Here is a 22,891-nt window from a genome sequence, read left to right as displayed (position 1 = left end):
CGTTCACTCCTGCAGGCTGACGACCACGGCGGTGACGTTGTCGCGTGCCGCCCTGCCCATCGCCAGTTCGAATAACCGCGCCAGCAGCGCGCGTGGATCGCCGAAGCGGTGGCTTTCGGCATCCAGCTCCGGGTCGGGGATTTCCTTGTTGATGCCGTCGCTGCACAGCACGAACTGCGTGCCGGGCAGGCTGGGGGCGAGCACCCAGTCGACGAACAACGGTTCCTGCGCGCCCACCGCACGGGTGAGCACGCCGGCGGCGGCAGCGGCGGCCTGGGCGCTGCCGAACTGGGTGACGTCTTCGCGCACGCCATGCACGTGATCGCGGGTGAGCTGGCGCAGCGGGCCGGCGTGGCGGGCGTAGATACGGCTATCGCCAACCCAGCCGCACAGCATGAAATCCGGGTCGTGCACCAGCACCACCACGGTGGTGGCGATCATGTCCACGCGACGCTGGCGTGCGGCCTGCAGCAGCTCGGTGTTGATCTGCGCCAGGGTGTCGTCGATGGCATCCAGGAAGTCGCACAGGTCCGGCGGGCGCACCAGGGCGCCCAGCCGCTGCACCAGCAGCTGGCTGGCGTAATCGCCGGCGCTGTGGCCGCCCAGGCCATCGGCCACCACCCACAGGCCGGCGTCCTCGCGCAGCAGCAGCGCGTCTTCGTTGAGGCGGCGCACCTTGCCGGTTTCGGTATGCCCGGCCGACCGATACGGCGCGCTCATCGGGTCACCTCGGTGATGTCCTGTTCGGCCAGCAGCCACTCCAGATAGCGCTCGGCCGCGGGCAGGCCGCTCAGTGCATGCGCAGTGCCGCCCGGCCGCCACCACAGCGACTGGCCGTGCGGCGGTGCCGGCGCCGTGGACGGCGATGCGGGGACCACCAGCGCGCCGACGGCGGTGTCGAAACCGGCCGCGTCGGTGCGTGCGCGCAAGGCGCGGCCCAGACAGGCAGCCAACGCGCCGAACCAGGCCGGCGCCGGCAGGCACGCATGCGCCCGCGGCATCGCCAGGACCAGCGGGAAACAGCGCCCCACCCGGTCTTCGCCCGGGCCGAACACCCCGGCCCAGGCCTGCGGCCCGCACACGCCCGGCCCCAGCGCGAACGCACGCACGCCACTGCCGCGGTAGGCGGCGGGCCAGCGTTCGCCGAGCGGCTGGCGAACCGCCTCCAGGCAGGCGGCAAAATGCGCATCCCAGGGCTGCACGAAGCCGGGCGGCAGGCGCCGCTGCACGAAGTCGCCCACACCGGGCAACTTGCCGTAGAAGCCGAGCTGTTCGGTGGCCGGCATGCTCATCCGCCGCACGCAAAGCGCTGGACGTCGCTGTCCAGAAACGGATGCCGCAGGTTGCCCGCGCGCAGCGGCACCTGCACGTCGTGGCCGCCGAGCGCGAAACTGGCGACGAAACGCAGGTCGGAGGAATTTTCCAAGTGCCCGTCCTGCAGCGCGCGAAACAGCGCCCAGTCGCCCTGGTAATCGAGCTTGCCAAGCGCCACGCCGTCGGCGCCGAAGGCAGCGATCGAGACATGCCCCGGCACCGGGCCGGGCCAGGTCATCGGCATGCTCTGCGCCGCACCGGGCTGGTAGTCGTAGCGCTGGCCGTCGATATCGAGCGTGAGCCGGGCAACGCCTTCGCCCAGCGTGGGTGCCAGCACGGTGAAGCCCACCTGCGGGGCCGGCCCGCCGCGGAAATACTTCTGCCGGATGCGCTGGGCCAGTTGCAGTTGTGCCGGCAGGCCGGGCGCGCCCACCACCGCGTCGGGGCCATCCTTCCAGCGCCAATGCGGCGCCTGGGTGTCCAGCAGCGCCTGCACGGTGCCGGTGTACAGCGCATCCAGGCGCCCACCGCTACCGAACAGCTCGCCGAAATTCTGCAGCGGAATCTCCACCTGCGCGGCCGGGTCGAACGGGTAGCGGCCGCGCACGAACTCGCTGCACACCTCGCCCACCGACTGGCGCACCTGTGCATCCAGCGCCGCGCGCGCGCCCTGGGTCATCAAGGTGGCGCTGCTGCCGGCCAGGCTCTGCAGCCAACCGGTCACCGGCGGCGGCAGCTGCGCCATTTCCTGCCGCGCCAGCGCCAGTTGCGCATTGGCCGCCGCGGCGTCGCCCCCGCCTTGCGAGACCACCAGCAACTGCTTGCCGAGTTGATCGAGCACGCGCAGCAGCTGGTCCAGCGGCGTGCTGCCGGGCGCGCCGGCCGCCAGTGCGTTGAGGGCCAGAAAGTGCTCGCTGATCGCCGCCCCCGGCGCAGGTGCGGTAGCGCCCGCAGGATCAGGCGGGGTCGCCAGCGCGGCGCGCATCGCTGCCCCGCCCGGCAGCTTGGCCGCCGCACTGCCGGCGGTGGCGGCGGCCTTGCCGGCCACCGCAGCGGCGGCACGCTGGGCCGCGTCCGGCGGCGGTGCGCGGTCCATCGCCTGGGTGTGGTCGCCGACCACGCCCAGCAGCAGCCGCAGCGGCGAACTGGGGCCGGCCAGCTTGGCGGCGGTGGCGCTGGCGGTGGCCAGGTCGGCGGCCGGGCGCACTTGCAGATCGGCCAGCAATCCATCCCAGTAGCGGATGTAGTCGGCCTCGTAGCGCTGGCCGACCTGGCGCGCCAGCGCAGCGCGGGCGGTGGCATCCAGCGGTGCGCCGCCGAACACCCAGTCGTCGCGCCCGAAGCGCTCCACCGCCTGGCCGATGCCCTCGCGCTGCAGGGCCGCGAACACCGGTTGGGTGTACAGCGCCGGCACCGGCGCGGACAACGGCGTGCCGCTGCGACGCACGAAGGTGTCGGCGAGCAGGCCCAGCGATTTGTCCAGCCGCAGCGGCGTGCCGGGCGGCGGCGTGAGCAGCAGGTTGCCGTAGATCAACGTGGACAGATCGGCTGCCTGCAGGCTGGCCTGCGCCTGCGCGATGCGCTGCCCATCCAGCGACAGCGCGCGTACGCGCGCCGGTGAGTCCAGCAAGGCCTGCAGCTGCGTGCCCAGCGCCTGCTGCTGCGCCGGATCGCGCGGAAACAGCTTGCCGGCCTCGATCGCCGCCAGCGCGCCGAGCTGGGCCGGATCCAGGTGCTGCGGCTGGCCCAGCATCAGATAGCCCTTGAGCGTGTAGTACAGCGCCTGCGGCGCCTGTGCGTTGTCGACCAGGCCATCGCGAAAGCGCACCGCCAGTGCCGGCAGCAGCGTGGCATTGAGCTGGCGCAGGTAGCCGGCGTGCAGCGCATCGCCGAGCGCTGTGCCCTGGTACAGGCCCATCCGCAGCGACCACGGCACGCCATCGCGATACTGCTGTGCCACCTGCACCACCGATTGGGTGGCGGCGGCCTGCTGCAGCGTGCGCGTCACATACTCGGGCATGCGGGTGGCGGCATTGGGATCGGGCACCGCCGGGCGTGCATCCAGCGCCTGCTGCACCTGCGCCAGATAGGCGCGGTTGCCCAGGTAACTGGCGCTCAACCCGGCCAGGAGCGCAGCGCTCAGCACGCCCACGCCGGCATAGCCGGCCGCCTGCAGCCAGGCCATGCGACGCTGCCGCGATGGCGGCGTGTTGGCCAGGCCGGATTCGCGCAACACCACCTCGCGCAACAGCCGTTCGACGAAGAAGGTGCGGCGCTGCGCGCCCGGCGCATGCACGCGCGCATCGTCCACGCCGAAGGTGCGCGCCACCGCGCTCATCATGCGATCGATCGGCGTGCCTTCCTGGGTGCCGGAGGTGAAATACACGCCGCGCAACAACGGTGCCGGCCCGTAGGCATTGCCGGCGAAACTGCCTTCGACGAACTGCCGCGCGCGCTCGCCCAGTGCGGCCAGCTGCTGCGGAAACGCCAGGATCGCCGCGCGCCGCAGGCGGTCGCGTTCCAGGTTCAGGCGCTCGAACAGGCGTGCGCTCAGCTGCTGCTGCAGCAGGTTGAATTCGTCGGCGAAATGGCGCGCCGCCTGGCCTTCCAAAGTCTGCGCCAGCGCGAACGTCATGCCCCATACCTGGCTGCGCTGGGCAGGGCTCAGATCGTCGAAGAACTCGCCGAAGCCGCCGATCAGATCGCACTTGGTGAAGATCAGATACACCGGCACGCTCGCCTGCAGGTGCTCGGCCAGTTCGTCCAGGCGACGGCGAATCGCCTGCATGTGGGTGTCGCGCTCGCCATCGTCGAGCAGCAGCAGGTCGGACATGCTCATGGTCACCAGCACGCCGTTGAGCGGCCGGCGCGGGCGATGCCGGCGCAGCAGGCGCAGGAAATCGCGCCAGGCCCCGGCATCCACCGCCTGGTCCGAATCCTGGGTGGTGTAGCGGCCGGCGGTGTCCAGGAACACCGCTTCGTCGGTGAACCACCATTCGCAATCGCGGGTGCCGCCCACCCCGCGCAGCGCGGCATCGCCCATGCGCGCGGCCAACGGAAACTGCAGCCCGGAATGCTGCAGCAAGGTGCTCTTGCCCGAGCCGGGCGGGCCGATCAGCGCGTACCACGGCAAGCTGTACAGATCGCCGCCACGGCGCTTGCGCAGCAGCGCAATGGCCTGTTGGAAGCGTGCCTGCAACTGCGCGCGCTCCTGGCCGCTGCGCAGCTCGCGGTCGTCGTCGCGGCCGGGCGCGGCCAGGGCGCTGGACAGCCGCGCCGCCCGCCGCTGCGCCTGCCAGCGGCGCAAGGCCAGCACGCCGACCCACAGCGCGATCACCAGTACGATGGCCACTACGCGCGCGGCCACGCCGGCCAGCGGGCTCCAGCCGCCGATCGCCACATACGGCCCGCCCACCCACAACAGCACCGCGAGCAGGCTCAGTGCCAGCACGCTCACCACCACGGTGGCGCTCAGCGTGGACAACAGCGTCTTCATCGTCATTCCCCCGGCTGAAACAGGATGTCCACGCGACGGTTGCGCGCGCGATTGGCCGGCAATTGCGGCGGCCGTGCCAGCGGTTGCGAATCGCCCGCACCCAGCGCCTCCACCCGCCCCGGCGTGGCCAGCTGCGCGCGCAGCAACTGCGCCACCGCCTGCGCACGCGCCGCCGACAAGGCGTAGTTGTCGGCAAAGCGCAGCGAGCGCACCGGCACGTCGTCGGTATGCCCGACCACGATCACCCGCCCCGGCAATTGATCGATCGCCGCGGCGACCTGCGCGATCAGGCCGCGCCGATCCGGCTCCACGTCCACGCCGCCGGAGGCGAACATCGCCGCGCTGCTCAGGCGCACGCGGGTCTGGCCATCGGGCTGCTCGTCCACCTGCAACACCCCGGCACGTTCGTGCGCGGCCAGCAGCTGCTTGAGCCGCAGCGGCGGTGGCGGCAACGGGCTGGCATCCGGTGGCATGGCCGGCGCCAGCCCCCACTGCGCGGCCTGCGCACTGATCGGCGCAGCCAGGGTGCTCAGGCGTGTCTGGAACCACACGAAGGCCACCACCAGCACGCTCAGCCCCAATAGCGCGGCGGCCCACAGCGGCAGGAAGCGGCCCAGCCGCCGGCGATCTTCCACGCCGCGCCAGCGCGGCGCCAGGCTGTCCGGGGCGGCGCCGCGCTCGGCGCGGATGCGCCGATACAGATCGTCCTGGATCTCGCCCAGGCGGGCCAGGCCGCCGGCCTCGATCTGGTAACGGCCTGCAAAGCCCAGCGCCAGGCACAGGTACATCAGCTCGATCAGGTCCAGATGCCGGCGCACGTCGGCGCACAACCGCTCCAGGATCTGGAAGAACTTGGCCCCGCCATACGACTCGCTGTGGAAGACCACCAGCAGCGTTTTCTGCGACCAGCCGCTGCGCTCGCCCCACGGCGCGTTGAGCACCGCCTCGTCGAGCAATGCGCACAACACGTAGCGCGCGGCGGTGACCGCTTCCACCGGCGCGCCGCCCTGGTGGGCGCGCTGTTCGAAGCGGCGGATCTGCGCCATCGCCTGCTCGCGCAGGCGCGCCACCTCCGGCAACTGCGCGCTGTGGCGCAACTGCACCGCAAGCAGCAGCAAGGGCGTGGCCGCCTGCACCAGCGGGTTGACGCTGCGCCCCAGCAGTTCGCTGATGTCGGTGTCATCGGCGGCAGCGGCTTCTGACGGCAACGGCGCAGCAGCGATCGGATCCAGTTGGGTCAGTGGACGGCTCATGCGCTCAGCTCCGGATCGCCCACAGTTGCAACTCCAGCCCGGCGAACTCACTACCGAAGTGGAACGCGATGCCGCCGGAGGTCTTCAAGCTGCGCCATAGCGCCGCGCTCTTGTCGAACTCGAAGTACAGGTATCCGGCGTGGTAGGGAATCTGCCGCGGCGCCACCGGCATCGGGTTGGCCACGATGCCCGGCAACTGCAGGTTGACCAGATCGCGGATCTGCTCCACCGGGCCGATCTTGGCGTGCGCCGGCAGCAGCCGGCGCAATTCTTCGCTGGGCATCTGCGCCTTAGCGGCCAGCACGAAGGCGGCGCTGTCCAGCAGCGTGGGGTCCGGCACCATCGCCACCCACACGCCGAACTTGCGCGCCTGCATCGGCAACGGCGTGGCGGTCTGTTCGAGTACCGCGCTCAGGCTGCTGCGCAATGCGCCGATCAGCGGCTCGAAGCTGTCCTGCTGCGCCTCATGGCGGTACACCGGCGATGCCGGCGGGCGCTTGCCGGGCGCGGTGAAGGTGCTCAATTCGCCGGCCAGCGCCAGCAAGGCGCGGAACAGGTCTTCCGGATGCGCCAGCGGTGCGGCGGCCCAGTGCGCGATCTGCGGTTGCCAACGGTTGACCAGCTGCAGCAGCAGGAAATCGGCGATATCGGCCGCGCCGCCGCGATCGGTGAGGGTCACTCGCGCGGCCAGGGCTTCGCCGCGCTGGTGCAGCAGCCCGAGCAGTTCGGTCAGGAAGGTGGTCAGCCGCGGCGCGGCCTGGCACACCATCGCGCTGGGAATGAAGTGCGGGTCCAGCACCACCTGGCGATCGGCGCGCGTTTCGATGATGCGCGCCACCGCGATGCGGTCCAGCCCTTCCAGTGGTTGCGATTGCGGCAGCAGCCGCGTGCTCAGGCCGCCGACTTCCATCAGCACGGCCTCGGAGGTGCTGCCGGAGGCATCGCCGCTTTCGGTCTCGCGCACGCGGTAGCGGAACAGCTGATCGGCCGGCGATTCCGGGCGCCCCAGCTCCGGCTGCGCCGGCACCTTCAGCGGCAGGGTGAGATAGACGATCTGGTCGCGGCAATTGGGCTCCACTTCCATGGCCACCGGCAGCGGATCGTCGCCCGGCATCGCGAATGGCGTGCCATCGGCAAACACCCCGCGCGCACGGCGCAGCCCCAGCTTGCCCACTGCCAGCAGATCGGTTTCCCATTCCAGTTCGCTCACGCCCCAGGCATGCGGCCGCAGCCGCGCCGCACGCAGATCGACATAGCGCTCCAGATAGCGTTCCTGCTGCTGCAGATGCTGCGGGCGTAGAAACAACCCCTCGCTCCACACGACCTTGTTGTTGTGCATGATCCACCTGCGGTGAGAAAGACGGCCGCCGCGTAAGGCCTTGGCGCCCCGCCACGCTGTCGCTGGCAGTGCATGTCCGCTCCGGCACGCGTGCCGATGGGCCGAGCTGATGGACGGATCTTGCGCCGCAGCCAAGCACCCAACCCGACAGAATGTCTCAGCCTCCAGGCGGCGGAATATCGCTGCCAAACGGCGTTGGTGGCGCAGCGCCGCTGCTGGTGGATCGCGCATGTGGAGGCCCTGCGCCAACACAGGACCTGTGCGCGGTGGCGCGTCACCACACTCGCCGATGCCGCCCCCAGTGCTGCGACGAACTGGCGCTTGCCGATGTCGCGAGCGCTACATGCAAGTGGAGAGGATCGGTGCGAAACCGAAGCGGCGAATGCCGCGCGGCATCCAGTTGGATGCACACCAGGGGCGTCTTTCGCAAAGGTAAAACGCCCACGCAATGGCATCGCATGGGCGCTCGGAGCGGATGGTGCCGTGGCTGGCTCGCAGCGCTGATCTGCAGGACTGCTGGCAAGCTGCCGCACCTGGCAACACGCGACGGCACGCTGGACGTCGACCTGGGTCAGGCCGGCAAGCATTCGCTGCACAAGGAAGTTGCGCTCATCGCCAAGCAATTGAAGAACGCGAGCGCGGTAATGCAGAGGTGTGCGATGCGGCTGATGCAGCAGCATCGCGATCGTCGCGATGTCTTCGCGCTGAGCTGGAACGCGTGCCGATCTCCCGGCCGCCGTTATCGGCCCGCACTGCCCTGCGATCGTCGGGATGGGCACATCCCCAGGCGTGGGCGATGCGCGCCACCCGGCATGGATGGCGCGCTCGTCTTCCAGTGACTGCAACCGCTAGCCGAGTGGGATCATTGGTGAGCGTCGTGACCCGAGCGGGCCTGAGCAGCGATCCCATCCAGCGTTGCAAGCTGGTCTGCGGACAACTCCAGATCGCAGGCGGCAAAATTCTCGGCCAGATGCGCCGGCGAGGATGTGCCGGCGATTACCAGCAGGTTGGGCGAGCGCTGCAGCAACCACGCCAGCGCCACCTGCCGCGGCGTAGCGCCCACCGCGCTGGCGACGTCGGAGAGTACGTCCGACTGCAACGGCGAAAAACCGCCGAGCGGGAAGAACGGCACATAGGCGATGCCGTGCTGGGCGAGCGCGTCGATGAAGGCGTCGTCGTCGCGCTTGACCAGGTTGTAGTGGTTTTGCACGCACACGATCCTGGCCAGCGACTGCGCCTGCTCCAGCTGTCGCGCCGTCACGTTGCTCAAGCCGATATGGCGCACCAGGCCTTCGCGCTGCAACTCGGCCAGGCAGGCCACCGGCTCGGCGATCGCGCTGTCGTCGGTGCCGGCCAGCGCGCCCAGCCGCAGGTTGACCACATCCAGCGCCTCCAGACTCAGGCTCGTCAGGTTGGCGTGCACCTGCTGCCGGAGGCTGTCCGGCGACAGATCGCTATGCCAGGAACCGTCGCTGCCGCGGCCGATGCCGATCTTGGTGACGATCACCACATCGTCGCGGTAAGGATGCAGCGCTTCGCGAATGAGCGCATTGGAGACATGCGGGCCATAGAACTCGGCGGTGTCGATATGGTTGGCGCCCAGTGCGACGGCCTGGCGCAGGACCGCCAGCGCGCCGGCCTTGTCGCGCGGCGGTCCCCACACGTGGGGACCGGGCAATTGCATGGTGCCGTAGCCCATGCGCCTGAGCTGCAGGGTGGTGCCGGGCAGGGTGAAGGTGCCACCGAGTCGAGTGTCGGTCATGAGATGTCCTTGGGTTGGTAGGCGGAGCGGCGTCTGCGATCGGGTTGAAGCGGCCGCTGCGGAAGGGCGCACGCGCATCGGGGACACGCTGTGTTACGCGGCGCCTGCGGCTGGAAACGCTTCACTTCGGTAGTGCTGCCGCAATCTACGGCTGCGACCTCTGTGCAACAATCCGGCACAAATCGAACGGGCCGTACGGATTTCCGAACAATGAGCAATCGCCTGGGCGACATGGAGGCGTTCGTGCGGGTCGCGCGCGCCGGCGGGTTTCGGGAAGCGGCCAGGAGCGCGGGCCAGAGCGCATCCAACGTGAGCGATGCGATCAAGCGCATGGAGGCCTGGCTGGGCGTACGCCTGTTCAACCGCACCACGCGCAGCGTAGTGCTGACCGATGCGGGCAAGGCGCTGCTGGCCCGCATCGAGCCGGCATTGCTCGAGCTGGAGGGCTCCAAGGACGTGGTGAGCGCGTTTCGCGACACGCCGGCCGGAACGCTGCGCCTCAACGTGCCGGTCAGTGCGGCACGGCTGGTGTTGCCGCGCATCCTGCCGCCGTTCCTGGCGGCCTATCCGGACATCACCGTCGAAGTGCTGACCGAAGAGAGCTTCGTCGACGTGATCGCCGCCGGATGCGATGCGGGAATCCGCTACGGCGAGCGGCTGCAGCAGGACATGGTGGCGATCCCGATCGGCCCGCGTGTGCAACGCAGCGCAACGGCGGCATCTGCCGGCTACCTGGATCGGCGTGGCCGGCCCACCCACCCGCGCGAGCTGATCGACCACGATTGCATCCGTGGGCGGTTTCCTAGCGGCGCGATTGCCGAGTGGGAGTTCGAACGCAAGGGGGAGATCGTCACCATCCTTCCGCGTGGGCAACTGCTGGTGGAGATCGGCGGGGGCCTCGACCTTGCGATCCAATCGGCAATCGCCGGAAACGGGGTCATTTACCTGTTCGAGCAATGGCTTGCGCCGCACCTGGCATCGGGCGCGCTCGAACCGGTGCTGCGCCCCTGGTGGCAGCCCTTCCCCGGCCCCTATCTGTATTACCCCAACCGCAGTCTCACCCCGCCGGCGCTGCGGGCGTTCATCGAGTTCGTCAAGCAGCTGCCTGACTGAGAGCAGCCAGCAAGACTATTGCGGGCCGGTGCTCGGAATCGGCATGTGCCGCTCCTGCACTGCGCTTCCTCCGCGCGGTCCGCCGCCCACCTGACGACCGCTCGCTACGGTCTGGTAGCCGCTCCAAGCCCTGCGCCGCTGCGGTCGCAGCGTGGCCGTGTCATCCCTGCGATTCGCGCGCCGCAGGCTGGCGCCGTGCCGACTTCAGCCGTGCCAGCTGCGCCTCGTAGGCGCGGGCGAACTCGTCGCCGAACAGGCGACGGAAGCAGTCGTCCGGATCGCCGCGCAGCTGTTCGAAGTTGTCGCGATAGCGCTCCCAATAGCGCCCCTTGCCGCCGAAGCTCAAACGCTTGCCGCCGGCGTCGGCCTCCTGTTCCAGCCGGTCCGGGCTGAAGTGGAACAGCATCGCGTCGAAGGCCGCGCGCATGCCGGCCAGCATCGCCATCTGGTGGCAGCGGATATCGTCGAAGGCATCCTCGAATGCCGGCACGCCGGACAGGAACGCGGGGCTGGGCGGGGCCAGCAATTTCTGCAGGGCGTCCTCGGGGGTGGCGGCGAACTTGAGCGGGTTGTTCTCCGACCGCTGGATCACCGTGACCGGCAGGCGGAAGGTGTTCTTGATCTGCGCGCGTGCGCGCAGCACGTCCATCACCCCATCCACCACGATGGCGAAGATGCGATCCAGCTCCGTTGGCGGCTGCAGCGTTGCGGCGGGCGCGTTGCCAGGCGTTGGCTGGGCCGCAGAGACTGCAGCGGGAGCGGCCTGCACTGCCTGCGCTGCCGTGGAGGCGGCAGGTGCGAAGTCGCCGAGGGTCATGTCCCAGTTTTCCGGCAGGGTGGCGCGTGCGTCGCCGCTGGCGGGCGGGCGGAAGTGGTCGTGGCTGGCGCTGCTGTGATTCCACGCGCCGGGTACCACGCTGGGCGCCGGGGCGGGTATGGGGTCGAGCAGGCGCAAGGGGTCCAGCTCGCGCGGCGCGCTGCCTGAGAGCAAGCCTTCCAGGGAGTCGTCGGTGGCCGGGCGCTGCGCCGAGGGTGCACCGAAATCCAGCAGATCCAATGGGCTCTCGGGCGGTGCAGCGCGCAGCGGCGAGGGCGGCGGCGCCACCTGGGTACGGTCGTCCATGGCCTCCAGCAGCGGGGCGAAGGCCGGTGTCGCCTCGGCTGCGACAGCCACCGGTTGCACCTGCACCTGGATCTCGAAGCTGTCCAGCTGCAGGCGGTCGCCATCGCTCAGGGCGCACGGGTCGGCGCGGGTCAAGGCCGCACCATTGAGCGACATGCCGTTGGTGCTGCGGTCCTCGATGAAGTACATGCCGTTGAGAAAACGCACCACCGCATGCGTGCGCGACACGCCCGGTGCCGCCAGCACCCAGTCGCTCTCGTCCGAGCGCCCAATGCTGCCGCCAGTGCCGGCGAACCGCTTCTGCGCATTGGGTCCGAACTGTGCGGCATGCGCGCCGCCAACGGTGAGGATCAACTGCGAACTGGACACGACACGGGCTCCTGCAAATGATGATCGATCTTCAGAAAAAAACGTGGTGCGGCTGACAGAAGGTAGCGAGCGGCTGCGCAGTGGCTTTTTGTTAGCCGCCTTGGGGTCACCTTGATAGTCCCAAACCGCGTTGGTCGAGTGCGCGGTGCCCTCACCGCTCGCGGGACACGCCGTTAACCCGTCCATGGGGGCTCGTTGGCGGCATCCATGCCGCAAGCGGCAAGGACACCGCACCAGACAGTCGGCTGGCTGTTTTATTGCAAACCAGACACGCCGACCATCTCCAATGGCCCTTGCCCGCCCACCGGCGCGGGACCTTGAGCGGCATGAATACCGCGCCAGAGCCTCCAAGGAAGGATTCACGGCGTGTCCCGCGCCGGTGGGCGGGCAACGGCCCTGCAACCCAACCACAGACCCACTGCCCTGCAGCCAATGCAATCATGGCGCCCAAGCCCCACGACAACCCAGATTTCACGCTGTTGTAGTGGCTGGAGAACATTGCGCACACCGGATCGTTCGCTTTGCTGCAATGACCAACAAGCGATCTCATGGCGCGCACACACTGGTGAGCAACTCCAACGCATGCGCGGCATACCCGCTGCGACGCGCAGCCAGTGCGGCAGGCTGGCGCGCGGCGAGCAAGGTGATGGCCGCCGCCACCGCCCGTGCGGTCAGGTGCTCGGCCGGCGGGACCGCGGTGCTCTGCTGGGGCGGCGCCAGGCTGCCACCGGACCAGGCCACCGCCGCCGCCAGCCACGCACCCAGGGACACGTAGCCACCGGCATGCGCAAACGCCTGCGCGGCGCGGCGATGCGTTTCGCTGGGGTCGCGCACCCACTTTTCCGCCAGCGCGGCACCGGCGCGGTCTTCCTCGTCCAGCGCTTCGCCGCGCACGCACTGGCATAGCCAGGCCACCGCGTAGCGCTTGGGTAGCAGACGCGCGAGCAGCTTGATCGCATCCTCGTCGTGGCCATGCGCCAGCAGGGCGCGCACCGCCGCCTGCGGCGCCATGGACGCTGCCAGCTGCGCACGCGCCGGTGCGGAGACCTGCATATCCGCGCACGCCTGCGCCAGCGAGAGCATGGGCGCGCTCATCCGATCATGATCAGGCCGCCGCCGACCTGCACCAGGGCATCGGCCTTGATGCTGACCAGCGGGCCCTTGAGCGTGGCCGAGGCGCCGGCTTCGGCGCTGAGCATGCCGCCGGACGACAATTTCAGCGTGCCATCGCCGGCCACTTCGGTGGCCGGCGATTTGGCCTGCAGCTGCGCATTGGCGATCAGCTTGATGGCGGTGGAGGTGGTCTTGGCTTCGGACGTGGCATCGACGAGGATCTTGACGCCGCTGAGCACGATGTCGCCGTTTTGCTTCATCACCAGCCGCGCACTGCCGGTGACCAGTTCGATCTCCTCGCCGGCCTGCAGCAGCAGTTTCTTGCCGACATCCACGCTGTCGTTGTTGTCGATGCGCGCCTTGCGGTCGTGCTTGACCGTGAGCACCTGATCGTTGTCCACCGTGGCGGTATGGTCGTGCTGCACCGCTTCGCACAGGTCGCGCTGTGCGCGCAGGTAGACCTCCTCCGCGCCGGCCTTGTCGTCGAAGCGCAGCTCGTTGAAATCCGCGCTGCCGCCAAGCAGGCTGCGGCTGCGCACGCCGCTTTGGGTCTTGTTGTCCGGCAGCGCGAACGGCAGCGCGTGATCGGCGTTGTAGACGCTGCCCACGATCAGCGGGCGGTCAGGGTCGCCTTCCAGGAAGCTCACCACCACCTCCTGCCCCACCCGCGGCAGGCTCATCGCGCCCCAGCCCTTGCCCGCCCACATCGAGGCCACCCGCACCCAGCACGACGGTGCGCCATGCGCGCGTGCGGAGCCGGACCAGTGAAAGGTGACCTGCACACGGCCGTGCGCGTCCACCACGATGTCTTCGTCGGTGTCGCCGGTGACCACCGCGGTCTGCAGGCCGGCGATGCTGGGCGTGGGCGTGCGCGCCACGCTGCGAAACGGCAGCCGGCTTTCCATCACCTGCACGGTGCTGGAAAACGGTGGCGCGTCGGCATGCCCGGGCGCTGCCAGCGTGGTCTGTGCCGAGAGCACCAGATACTCCTGATTGAGCTCGCTGCGCGGATGGCTGTGCAAAGTGAACAACGCCCCCACCATCAGCCCGCAGGCATTGGTGGTGGCCTGGTGGCTGGCGCGTTGCACGTTGTGCGCCTCGGTGCGGACCTGCGCATAGCGGCTGCCATCGGCCTGCAGCGCATGCGGGCCGGGGTAATCGAACGCGGCCAGGCCATCCACCGGGTGCAGGCCGGCGCCGCTGGCATCGAACTCGGCCGCCAGCGAGGCGCGTGGTTGCTGCGGGTCGTAGTCGGTGACCGCATGCTGGGTGGAATGCAGCGCGCGGGCGTTGCGCCAGCGGCTCACCACCGAACGCAGGATGCGCCGGTCTTCCAGCTCCGGCGGCACGTACGGCAGGCTGTCCACGCCATTGCGCTGCGCATGCGCGCCCAGCGCGTCGCACAACACCATCGTGTGCGCACTGCGGCCATGGGTGAAGTAGTAATAGATGCCTTCCTGCTCCAGCAGCCGGCTGATGAAGCTGAAATCGTCTTCGCGGTATTGCACGCAGTAGGTGCGCTTGGGGTACTGCGTGCTCAGTTGCTGCTGCACATCGCTGTAGCCGATCTCGCCCAGCACGCTGGATACGATCTCCGGCACGCTCAGGTCCTGGTAGATGCGGCAATCGCGCCGCTGGGTGAGCAGCCAGGGCCGCGGCACCAGGTGCAGCTCCAGCACCGTGTAGGCGATCGCATCGACGACGGTGACGCCAGCCTGCGCGCAGCTGGCCACGATGCCGTGGTACCAGCGTTGCTCGCCATTGTCGTCGGCCAGTTGGACGGCCACCGGCGTGGCGAGCAATGCACCCAGGTTGGGCTGCGCGTCCGTGCACAGGGCGTCGATCCGGTAGTCAAACAGCTGCCCCAAGGCCTCGTGCGCCTGCATGCGGTGCAGCCGCAGGCGCTCGCCAAGGTCGGAGTGCAGCGTGATGGTGCGCGGCATCGAAGCATCCACAGGTGGGTAGGCAACGCGGGGTGCGCCGGCCGGCAGTGCGCAATCGCCGGCCTGCGCGCACCGCTGCGTGCCGGTCACGGGCCATCACTGCCAGGGCGATGCTCCCATGCAGGCAGCGGGCAAAGCCGACATTTCGTCTCAGCGCTGCGCAGGCGTGCGCGCCGTCACGACCCATCCGTGCACGGGCTGGCCACGCTCGCTGCGCAGCACATCCAGCGTGATCGCCACCGGCTGCAGGCCGGCGCTGTGCAGGGCGGCCGCCACATGCGCATGGCTGTGCTGATAGCGGCCGCTGGCATCCAGGTCGACCCGATCGCCGTCTGCGTCCAGCGCCTCGACGGTGAAGCCAAGCACGCCGCCAGGCCGCAAGGCGGCGGCCGCCGCTGCCAGCACCGGTTGCAGCGCGCCGAAGTACACCAGCGTGTCTGCGCAGGCCACCACGTCCCAGCGGGCAGGCGTCGCCTGCAGGTAGGCGGTGAGCTCGGCCACCTCCAGTGCATCGTAGCCGCCGCGCTGATGCGCCTTGGCCAGCATGCCCGGCGACAGGTCCACACCCACCAACTGGTGCGCATATGGCCGCAGCAAGGGCGCGCACAGCCCGGTGCCGCAGCCGGCATCCAGGATGCTCAACGCGGCGCCCGGCGCGGGCAGGCATGCCGCCAGCGCCTCGGTCAGGCGCTGCGGCGCGCGGTAGTCCAGGTTGTGCAGCAGTTGTTCGTCGAAGCTGTCGGCAAAGCCATCGAACAGCTCGCGCACATAGCTGTCCCCGGCACGTGGCGGGGCAGCGGCGCCACCGCAGGCCGCGAGCATGTGCGCGGCCACCGCATTGCCCGGCTCGCGCGCCAGCCACGCGCGGTAGACCGCCTGCGCCTGCACGTGCTCGCCCAGCAGATAGAGCCCGGTACCCAGCGCCTCGCGCGCCGGCAGATGCTCCGGTGCCAGGGTGCAGGCCTGCTGCAGGCACTCCACCGACTGCTGCAGGTGCTCGGCGGCCTGCGCGTTGTTGCGCAGGAACAACCCCATCAAATAGTGCGCCTGTGCCGACTCCGGATAGGTATGCAACAGCGCCGCGTAGGTGACGAAGGCTTCTTCGGGGCGCCGCTGCGCTTCCAGCACCGCGGCCAGATTGGCCAGTGCATCGGCATGGGCAGGCGCCAGCGTCAGCGCGCGGCGATAGCACTGTTCGGCATCGCTCAGGCGTCCGCATTCGCGGTGGATATTGCCCAGGTTGTTGCAGGCATCCGGCTGGGCGGGATCCAGCGCCAGCGCCTGGGTGATCGAGGCCACGGCCGCGGCGCTGTGCCCGCGCTGATGCAGCAGCACACCGTGGAAATGCTGTGCGCCCACGTGCGCAGGCTGTGCATCCAGTACCTGCCTGTACAACTGCGCGGCGCGATCGAACTGGCCGCTGCGGTGCGCATCGATGGCGTGTTGCAAGGTCTCCGGCTGCAGGCGGGTGGCGGTTTGCATCGGGGCTCTCCAAAGGGGCGGCAAGATGACGAAGGAGTACTGCGGCGCGGATGCGTGTTCGACGATGACGCGTTGTGACCGGTCAGCACGTAATGCGCGCCGGCGTTGCGCCTGTTGCGGGCGCTATGCGGCCGCAGCATCGCGGCTGTGGTTTCCACGCACGCCGGGAACGTGCAGCAAGCATCGCCACGCGGCCGTCCGCGCTCAGCCGATCAGCACGGTGAAACAGCCCAGGGTGATCACCCCGCCATGCGCGGTGCTGTCGCCCAGGCGAGCGGCCGGCTGGCCGGCGATCAACACGGTGGGCGCACCGGCCACGATGCTGTCCGGCGGGCCGACGCACACCGCCGCATCGCCGATGCGCGCGGCAGGCAGGCCGCCGATCAGCACCGTGGGCGCACCGGGGCCGAGGATGGGGCCGCCCACGTGCGGCACCACCCCGGTCACCATCGGGCAGACGTGCAGGTCGGTCAGGCGCGCGGCGGGCTGCATGGCAACGCTTCGATGCAATCGGTGTAGTCCACTGTGGCGCGCGCGCGCACCGCCCACCCGACAATTCGTCTCAGCGCTGCGCCACCACCGAGGTACTGGCTGCGTCGGTGTCGGCGGGCGTCGGCGTTGCCGGTTGCACCTGCGCCAGGGTCTGGCGCGCGGCGCGCAGGGGCTCCTCGGCGTTGCCGAAGATGCCGGTAAGGATCTGCACCGCCTGCTGCGCATGCGCGCGTGCGTCCGCTGTCTGGCCCAGGGTGCGCTCGGCTTCGGACATGCCGCGCAGGATCTCGGCTGTCTGCGGATGCGCACGGCCCAATACCCGCAGCGAGGCCGTCAGTGCGGCGCGCTGTTCGGCCAGCGATTGCGCCGCCTGCCCGGCATCCAGCAACCAGAACGCGTGGTTGCTGCGGAAGGCGATCGTCTCGGGCGCGTCTTCGCCGAACACCGCGCGCGCGCGCTGCAACGCCGCCCGGTAATGCGGACCGGCGTCGGCCACCTTGCCCTGCTGCCGCAATGCACCGGCCAGGTTGCCTTCCACCATCAGCGTGTCGGCGGTGTTGTCGCCATAGAGCTTGCGGTGGATCTGCAGCAGCGGCGCCAGCTCGGCCTCTGCGCCAGCGAAATCGCGCTGCATCAGCAGATACACCGACAGGCTGTTGCGCATCGACAGGACAAACGGATGCTCGGCCCCGTCCAGGGCGATGCGGTCGCGCAACAGGGCGCGCTGCAGGGCGATCGCCGGTGCCAGCTGCCCGACCTCGGCCAGCATCGCGGCGTAGACGTTGCCGGCGTTGATGCGCTGGTCCGCACCCGTGGCAGGGTTGGCCAGCGCCGCCACGTAGGCATGCCGGCTTTCGCTCATGGCCTCGGCGATGCGGCCCTGGTCGCGCAGCGTCCAGGCCAGCCACCCGCGCATGTCGTTGCCCATGGTCTGCTGTTGCGCATCGCCGCGCTGCGCTTGCGCAATGCCCTGGCGCAGCAGCTGCGCGGCTTCTTCGCGCTGGCCGGCGCCGCGCAGCGCCTGGCCCAGCATGGAGGTGGCCTTCAGCGCCGGCAGGCTGCCCTCGCCCGCGCTTTCCCGCGCCAGCCGCTGCGCGGTGCGCAGGTGCTCCACCGCCTGCGGATACTTGGCCAGCGCAATCAGGGTACGGCCCAGTGTCAGTTCGACATCGGTGCGCGCATCGGGCTGGCCGGCCAGCTCGCGTGCGGCGCGCTGCGAGGCCTGCTCCAGCACGCGCAGCATCAAGGTCTTGTCCAGATCCTGCGCCACGCCCGGGTCCACGCTGGACAGCACCGAACTCATGAAATCGCCGGTGACGCGGGCGCGTTGCGCATCGCGCGCGGCCTGCTGCAGCGACCACAGCGTGGCGCCCACGCCGCCGATCGAGGCCACGGCCACCAGCCCGGCGGCCAGCGCACCGCTGCGATGGCGTTGGATGAACTTGCACAGCCGCAGCCAGCGGCCGGCCTGCAGGGCGCGCGGCGGGTAGCCGTCGAGCCAGCGGTGCAGATCGTCCAGCAGCGCCGATACCGAGGCATAGCGCGCGCCCGGCTCGGGCGCCAGGGCACGCAGCACGATCGCATCCAGGCCATCGCGCAGCTGCTGCAGCAACTGCGCAGGCCTGGTGGCACGCGCCGCGCAGATGCGTGCGCGCGCATCGGCCGGCACCGCCGCCACCCGTTGCGAAGGCGGCAGCGGCACGCCGTCGCTGCCGGCCACCGGCGCCAGCCCGCAACTCAATTCGTAGAACATCGCGCCCAGCGCATAGATGTCGCTGCGTGCGTCCACCTCCTGCGCGCCGCGCGCCTGCTCCGGGCTCATGTAGCCGGGCGTGCCGCGGCCATGCGCCGAGGTCAGCCCCGGGTTGGCCGCATCGATGGCGATGCCGAAATCGATCACCCCCGGCATCGGCCGCCCGTCGATGTCGCTGACCAGCACATTGCTGGGCTTGAGATCGCGATGGATCACGCCCTTCTGGTGTGCATGCTGCACCGCCTCGCTCACCCGCAGCATCAGCAGCACGCGTGCGTGCAACGACAGCCGGTGTTGGTCGCACCACCAGGTGATGGGCTCGCCGCGCAGGTACTCCATCACCAGGTATGGCCGGCCTTGGGCGTCGGTGCCCACGTCGTGGATCTGCGCGATGGCCGGGTGCACCATCTGCGCCAGCAACCGGCATTCGAATTCGAACAAGGCCCGGCCCTGCGCATCCAGCGCGTCGGCAGCCATCAGCTTGATCGCCACCTCGCGCTCGTAGGCACCATCGGCACGGTGGCCCAGGTACACCTGACCCATGCCGCCGGCACCGAGCAGGCGGTCGATCGCCCACGCGCCGAAGCGCGTGCCCGCCGGCAGTTCCGGCAGCGGTGCGTGCAAGGCGGCCACGGCCTGCTTCAACGGTGCGCGTATCCGCAAGGTGGCCTGCGATTCAACCGCCAGCATCGCCAGCAATTCATCGCGCAACACGGCATCCTCGCCTGCCTGCGCGCGCGCGAAGGCCTCGCGCTCTGCTGGCGGCAACCCGCAGGCCTGGTGGAACAAGGCCTCCAGCCGTTGCCAGGTGGTGGCGGCCACGCTCACAGCTGTGCCGCCAGCCAGACCCGCGCAAAGCGCAGGTCGCGCTCCAGCGTGGGCACCGACACCTCCAGCTGTTCGGCCGCTTCGGCCACGCTGAAACCCACCAGTTCGGTCAGCGCGAACGCGCGGGCCTTGCGCTCATCCACCTGCGCCAGCTTGTCGAAGGCATCGGCCACCAGCATCAACGCCTCCGGTCGCGCCGCGCCATCGGACAGGCTGATGGTCAGCGTCACCGCCTGCCCCATCCGCTTGGCGCTGGCCTGCTGGCGCGCCAGGTCCACCAGCAGATGCCGCATCTGCAGCGCCGCCACCGCATAGAAGTGGGTGCGCGAGCGGAACGCCTGCTGGCCTTGTTCCAGCCGCAGCCAGGCTTCATGCACCAGCTCGGTGGCCTGCAACCCGGCGCGTCCGTCGCGCCGCAGCTCGCGCAAGGCGGTGGCCCGCAGCACCTCATAGACCTGCCGCGCCAATGCATCGCCCGCCCCGGGCTCGTCGCGCTGCCAGGCCTGCAACAACTCGGTGATCGGCAGCTCGGACATCGAGGTCCCTCTCGCCTGCGTGGATGCGCAGTATCCCGCATTGGCGAGCAAGCGGAACAGGCGAGACGTAACGGTTAAGAGCAGCCCGCAGAACGACTGCGCTCACCGCCAGCCGGGCGCGGCCGGTGCTCGGTGCGGCATGTACCGCGCGGACACGCCGGTTCCTCCGCGCCGCCCGCAGTCACCTGACGACCGCGCGCTACGGTTTGGTAGCCGCTCCTGGCTGGCTGGGACGCGGCGACCGGCCGGCGGCGGCGTTTGCAGCCAGCTAAACCGTCATGGTCAAAGCGTTACCGATCCCCTTTGATCAGCGCACCCGCCGCATCCGGCCCACGCACCTAGCAGCCAAGCTCACGCCCGGCCGCATAGCGCAGGCCCTGCCGCAGCTGGGCCAGGAACTGCGCATTCGCATACACCGCCGCATCGTGGCCCAGCCCGGTGTACCAGGCCCGTCCGCCGTCGAAGGCATGGCACCAGGCGATGGGATGGTCGGCACCCATCGTGCCGCCGGCATACAGCCGCTCGTCCACCGTGGCGATCACCTGCACCTGCCCGCGCGGGTTGCGCCGGTAGTTGTAGATCTCATCGGTGATCGACCAGCTCTCGCCGACCGCCTGCCCATCGCGCTCAGGCTGCACACGCGTGGACTGCAGCCCCGGCGGATGCCCCTTGAACCAGGCCCCGACCAGCTGCCCGTACCAGGGCCACTGGTAGCCGGTATCGGCAGCCGAATGCACGCCCAGGAAGCCGCCACCGTGACGAACGAATCCTTCGAACGCCTGCTGCTGCGCCGGCGCAAGAATCTCCCCGGTGGTGCTGGCGAACGCCACCACGCGGTAGCGCGCCAGGTTGTCGGCAGTGAAGACATCCGCGTCCTCGCTGTGATCGGCCGCCATGCCCTGCTCTGCCGCCAGCTGGCGCAAGGTCGCCACCGCCGTCGGAATCGACTCGTGACGGAACCCGGCGGTCTTGCTGAAGATCAGCATCCGCTCCGGAGCGGACGCGGCAGTGGTGGTGAGGGAGGCAAGCATGCAGATCAGGGCGAGCAGGAGTCTGTGCATGCGGGCATTGTTGCGCGATCTGCGCCTTGTTCAAACAGCGCCTGTCCAGCTCGCAGCCGCAGCCTCGGTGAGCCAAGTGGTGCGCAGTGCAATGAAGCCGACGCCGTGGCACCGATCTGCACTCGGTGCAGGCGTAGCGGGCGTGCCGTATCGCACCTCCTGCGAGGCCTGTCCTTGTCGGCTCCGAATGGTGTGTCCCTGGCGTGTCATGACACATCCAGCTCAAGCCGGCGCGAGCCCTGCTTGATTGCCGCCCTGACACATAGTGCAAGTCGATCCATCGATACTTTGCTCAAGCATCCAAGAGGCCCTGATCACTCCACAGGAAACGTCGTTGGACGCAGACACGCAAACGGCTGGAAGTCGCGTGGCCTTCCGCAGGCGATACGCCACTGCTTGCCGGCGCGCTGCGACACGGGCCACTCACGCTCAGCGCTTGGCCGCCTCGCAGAGCTTGCGATTGAACCAGGTGGACCTGGCGATGGGCAGATACGCATCCCGGTCGCTGGGCGGAAGCATCGTGCTGTTCTTGTCCAGTTCCGCCTGGAACGAGGTCTCGTCGTGACTGCGACCAGCCATGGTCTGATCCAGCGCCGTCAGGCACTACTGCGGACGGTTCAAGCGCAACAGGGTGAGCGCGCGGTCGTTGGCGAAACGGTCGCGATCGAGCCAGTTGACGAACGCGCCGCACTCGCCCGCGAACGCCTGCATGCCGGCGAGTGCTTCGGCATAGCGCTTGCCGCGATAGTCGCGCAGGTACGCCTCGCGCCGTCGGCTGCTGGCCGCTAAGGTGCAGCCGGCCGGCAACCGCAGATAGTCGCCTTCGAAACCCGCGCGCATGCCGCAATAGTCGCGACAGCTATCTGGGGTGAGTGCAGCGATGCTGAAGCCACCGGCCATCGGCTTGAACGACAGTTTGCAGGGCGCGTCGCTGGCATCGCTCACTTCTGCTTTGTCGCCTTGCAGCGCGCCCTCCAGCGAACAGCTGTGGCCGTTGGCGCCCATGGCGAGAATCTCGAAGTGGCGCGCCCCACCCTTGTCGCTGACCTGCAGGCTGCCCCAGCCGTGCTTGGTGCTGTATTCGCCGGGCGTCGGACCAGCCGCCACCGCGCCGAAGGCCACCAACCCCAGCAGCATCCCGCACCATCCATATCGCCGTGCCATCGCCTCGTCCTATGTTCGACCAAGCGGCAAGTGTGCGACATCGCGGCGACGCCAGGCCAGTCAGGTGTAGACCATCAACCCCAGCAGATCCAGCGCGCCATGCGCCAGGATCGCCGGCCACAGTCGACCTCGCCGGGCCACCCACCAACCCAGGATCAGCCCGAGCATCAAGATGCTGATGGCGCCAATCGGACCCTGGTATAGGTGATACGAGGTGCGGATTGCCACGCTTACATTCACCGCGAACGCCCGGCCATGCCGCGGCTCCAAGGCGCGGATCACGTAACCGCACACGAATACTTCTTCGAAGATCGGATTGATCAGCGAGATCGCCAGCACGGCCGTGATCGACAGCCGCCCGGCGACCATTGCATCGAATGGATTCGTGTTGCTCCCCGAGCTCCAGTTCAACAGCGTCAGTGGATAGGTGACCAATAAGCACACCGCCAGCAAGCCGAACCCCGCCGCCAGGTCGCGCAGCTGCCACTGCAACCCCAGCGACTGCGACCTCCAGCCGCGGAACCACAGCACTGGCAACAAGATCGCCAGAACGAGCAGTTCGTAGAACACCATGCCCCACAGGCTCGCGTCGGAGAAGACCGGCTCCACGACGTCGCGCGCAACTGCCGAAAGGCTGGACCAGATCGACAGCCCGAAGGCAATCGTCACCACGAGCAACAACTCGCCCCATCTTGCCGAAGCTCCTTCACGTTCTTGCATCGATCTTCCTTGGCATGCCTTGATTGCAGA

17 protein-coding genes, 2 other RNA genes and 1 pseudogene are annotated in these 22,891 nt (G+C 69.3%); 4 read left to right on the top strand and 16 right to left on the bottom strand.

Features of this window, described 5'->3' with window-relative positions; translation table 11 throughout:
• Window positions 1–3: 3 nt before the first annotated feature.
• From ACCQ05_RS01225 to tssK, 5 genes are read right to left on the bottom strand one after another with little or no spacing between them, the layout of a single operon-like run.
• Window positions 4–720, bottom strand: a complete 717-nt coding sequence (locus tag ACCQ05_RS01225; protein ID WP_228961762.1) for a PP2C family protein-serine/threonine phosphatase — start codon at window positions 718–720, stop codon at window positions 4–6.
• Entirely contained in the window at window positions 717–1,292 is a 576-nt protein-coding gene (gene tagF, locus ACCQ05_RS01220; RefSeq protein WP_228961761.1) for a type VI secretion system-associated protein TagF, read from the bottom strand. The genes ACCQ05_RS01225 and tagF overlap by 4 nt, the downstream gene beginning before the upstream one ends.
• Entirely contained in the window at window positions 1,289–4,816 is a 3,528-nt protein-coding gene (gene tssM / locus ACCQ05_RS01215; RefSeq protein WP_372392678.1) for a type VI secretion system membrane subunit TssM, read from the bottom strand. Before tssM ends, tagF begins: the two co-directional genes overlap by 4 nt.
• Window positions 4,813–6,063, bottom strand: coding sequence for a type IVB secretion system protein IcmH/DotU (gene icmH, locus ACCQ05_RS01210; RefSeq protein ID WP_372392677.1), 1,251 nt, complete (start codon window positions 6,061–6,063; stop codon window positions 4,813–4,815). Before icmH ends, tssM begins: the two co-directional genes overlap by 4 nt.
• Before the next feature lie 4 nt (window positions 6,064–6,067).
• Window positions 6,068–7,402 carry a type VI secretion system baseplate subunit TssK gene (gene tssK / locus ACCQ05_RS01205; protein WP_372360294.1) on the bottom strand — a complete coding sequence of 445 codons (1,335 nt, stop codon included), beginning with the start codon at window positions 7,400–7,402 and terminating at the stop codon, window positions 6,068–6,070.
• 404 nt (window positions 7,403–7,806) lie between these two features.
• Here tssK and ACCQ05_RS01200 point away from each other — a divergent pair, with 404 nt between their 5' ends.
• Window positions 7,807–8,241, top strand: coding sequence for a hypothetical protein (locus tag ACCQ05_RS01200; RefSeq protein ID WP_372392676.1), 435 nt, complete (start codon window positions 7,807–7,809; stop codon window positions 8,239–8,241).
• A 23-nt stretch (window positions 8,242–8,264) separates the two neighbouring features.
• Here ACCQ05_RS01200 and ACCQ05_RS01195 read toward each other — a convergent pair whose 3' ends face one another.
• A complete protein-coding gene (locus ACCQ05_RS01195) occupies window positions 8,265–9,164 on the bottom strand; it encodes an oxidoreductase (RefSeq protein WP_372392675.1) in 900 nt (299 codons plus the stop codon).
• Window positions 9,165–9,395: 231 nt separating this feature from the next.
• Between ACCQ05_RS01195 and ACCQ05_RS01190 the strand changes: the two genes are divergently transcribed.
• Together ACCQ05_RS01190 and ACCQ05_RS01185 are read left to right on the top strand one after the other, a co-directional pair.
• Complete coding sequence (locus ACCQ05_RS01190; protein ID WP_372393874.1) at window positions 9,396–10,277, top strand: LysR family transcriptional regulator; 882 nt, start codon at window positions 9,396–9,398, stop codon at window positions 10,275–10,277.
• 43 nt (window positions 10,278–10,320) lie between these two features.
• Window positions 10,321–10,397: non-coding RNA, sX9 sRNA (locus ACCQ05_RS01185), on the top strand.
• 40 nt (window positions 10,398–10,437) lie between these two features.
• Here ACCQ05_RS01185 and tagH read toward each other — a convergent pair.
• From tagH to ecfK, 7 genes are all read right to left on the bottom strand, one after another.
• Window positions 10,438–11,769, bottom strand: coding sequence for a type VI secretion system-associated FHA domain protein TagH (tagH, locus tag ACCQ05_RS01180; RefSeq protein WP_372392674.1), 1,332 nt, complete (start codon window positions 11,767–11,769; stop codon window positions 10,438–10,440).
• 546 nt (window positions 11,770–12,315) lie between these two features.
• Window positions 12,316–12,864: a DUF6931 family protein gene (locus tag ACCQ05_RS01175; protein WP_228963270.1), complete on the bottom strand. Its 549-nt coding sequence runs from the start codon at window positions 12,862–12,864 to the stop codon at window positions 12,316–12,318.
• Entirely contained in the window at window positions 12,861–14,825 is a 1,965-nt protein-coding gene (locus ACCQ05_RS01170; protein ID WP_228963271.1) for a type VI secretion system Vgr family protein, read from the bottom strand. Before ACCQ05_RS01170 ends, ACCQ05_RS01175 begins: the two co-directional genes overlap by 4 nt.
• A gap of 150 nt (window positions 14,826–14,975) precedes the next feature.
• Window positions 14,976–16,307: a tetratricopeptide repeat protein gene (locus tag ACCQ05_RS01165; RefSeq protein ID WP_372392672.1), complete on the bottom strand. Its 1,332-nt coding sequence runs from the start codon at window positions 16,305–16,307 to the stop codon at window positions 14,976–14,978.
• Window positions 16,308–16,511: 204 nt separating this feature from the next.
• Window positions 16,512–16,799, bottom strand: coding sequence for a PAAR domain-containing protein (locus tag ACCQ05_RS01160; RefSeq protein WP_029218002.1), 288 nt, complete (start codon window positions 16,797–16,799; stop codon window positions 16,512–16,514).
• 70 nt (window positions 16,800–16,869) lie between these two features.
• On the bottom strand, window positions 16,870–19,398 hold the full coding sequence (locus tag ACCQ05_RS01155) for a protein kinase domain-containing protein (RefSeq protein WP_228963381.1): 2,529 nt from the start codon (window positions 19,396–19,398) through the stop codon (window positions 16,870–16,872).
• Entirely contained in the window at window positions 19,377–19,916 is a 540-nt protein-coding gene (gene ecfK / locus ACCQ05_RS01150; RefSeq protein WP_228963273.1) for an ECF-type sigma factor EcfK, read from the bottom strand. Before ecfK ends, ACCQ05_RS01155 begins: the two co-directional genes overlap by 22 nt.
• Window positions 19,917–20,055: 139 nt before the next feature.
• Here ecfK and ACCQ05_RS01145 point away from each other — a divergent pair.
• A non-coding RNA gene (locus tag ACCQ05_RS01145) (sX9 sRNA) lies at window positions 20,056–20,131 on the top strand.
• A 123-nt stretch (window positions 20,132–20,254) separates the two neighbouring features.
• On the opposite strand, the gene ACCQ05_RS01140 is transcribed toward ACCQ05_RS01145, so the two are convergent.
• From ACCQ05_RS01140 to ACCQ05_RS01130, 3 genes and pseudogenes are all read right to left on the bottom strand, one after another.
• On the bottom strand, window positions 20,255–20,977 hold the full coding sequence (locus tag ACCQ05_RS01140; protein WP_372392671.1) for a ThuA domain-containing protein: 723 nt from the start codon (window positions 20,975–20,977) through the stop codon (window positions 20,255–20,257).
• Between the two features lie 429 nt (window positions 20,978–21,406).
• Window positions 21,407–22,141, bottom strand: a pseudogene (locus tag ACCQ05_RS01135) (hypothetical protein).
• Between the two features lie 60 nt (window positions 22,142–22,201).
• Window positions 22,202–22,861 (bottom strand): CPBP family intramembrane glutamic endopeptidase, encoded by a 660-nt coding sequence (locus ACCQ05_RS01130; protein ID WP_228963275.1) that lies wholly within the window; start codon window positions 22,859–22,861, stop codon window positions 22,202–22,204.
• Window positions 22,862–22,891: the final 30 nt, after the last annotated feature.

Source organism: Xanthomonas sp. NCPPB 3582 (genome assembly GCF_041475735.2).
Lineage (GTDB): Bacteria > Pseudomonadota > Gammaproteobacteria > Xanthomonadales > Xanthomonadaceae > Xanthomonas > Xanthomonas codiaei.
This window is presented reverse-complemented; position numbering and strand designations above follow the sequence as displayed.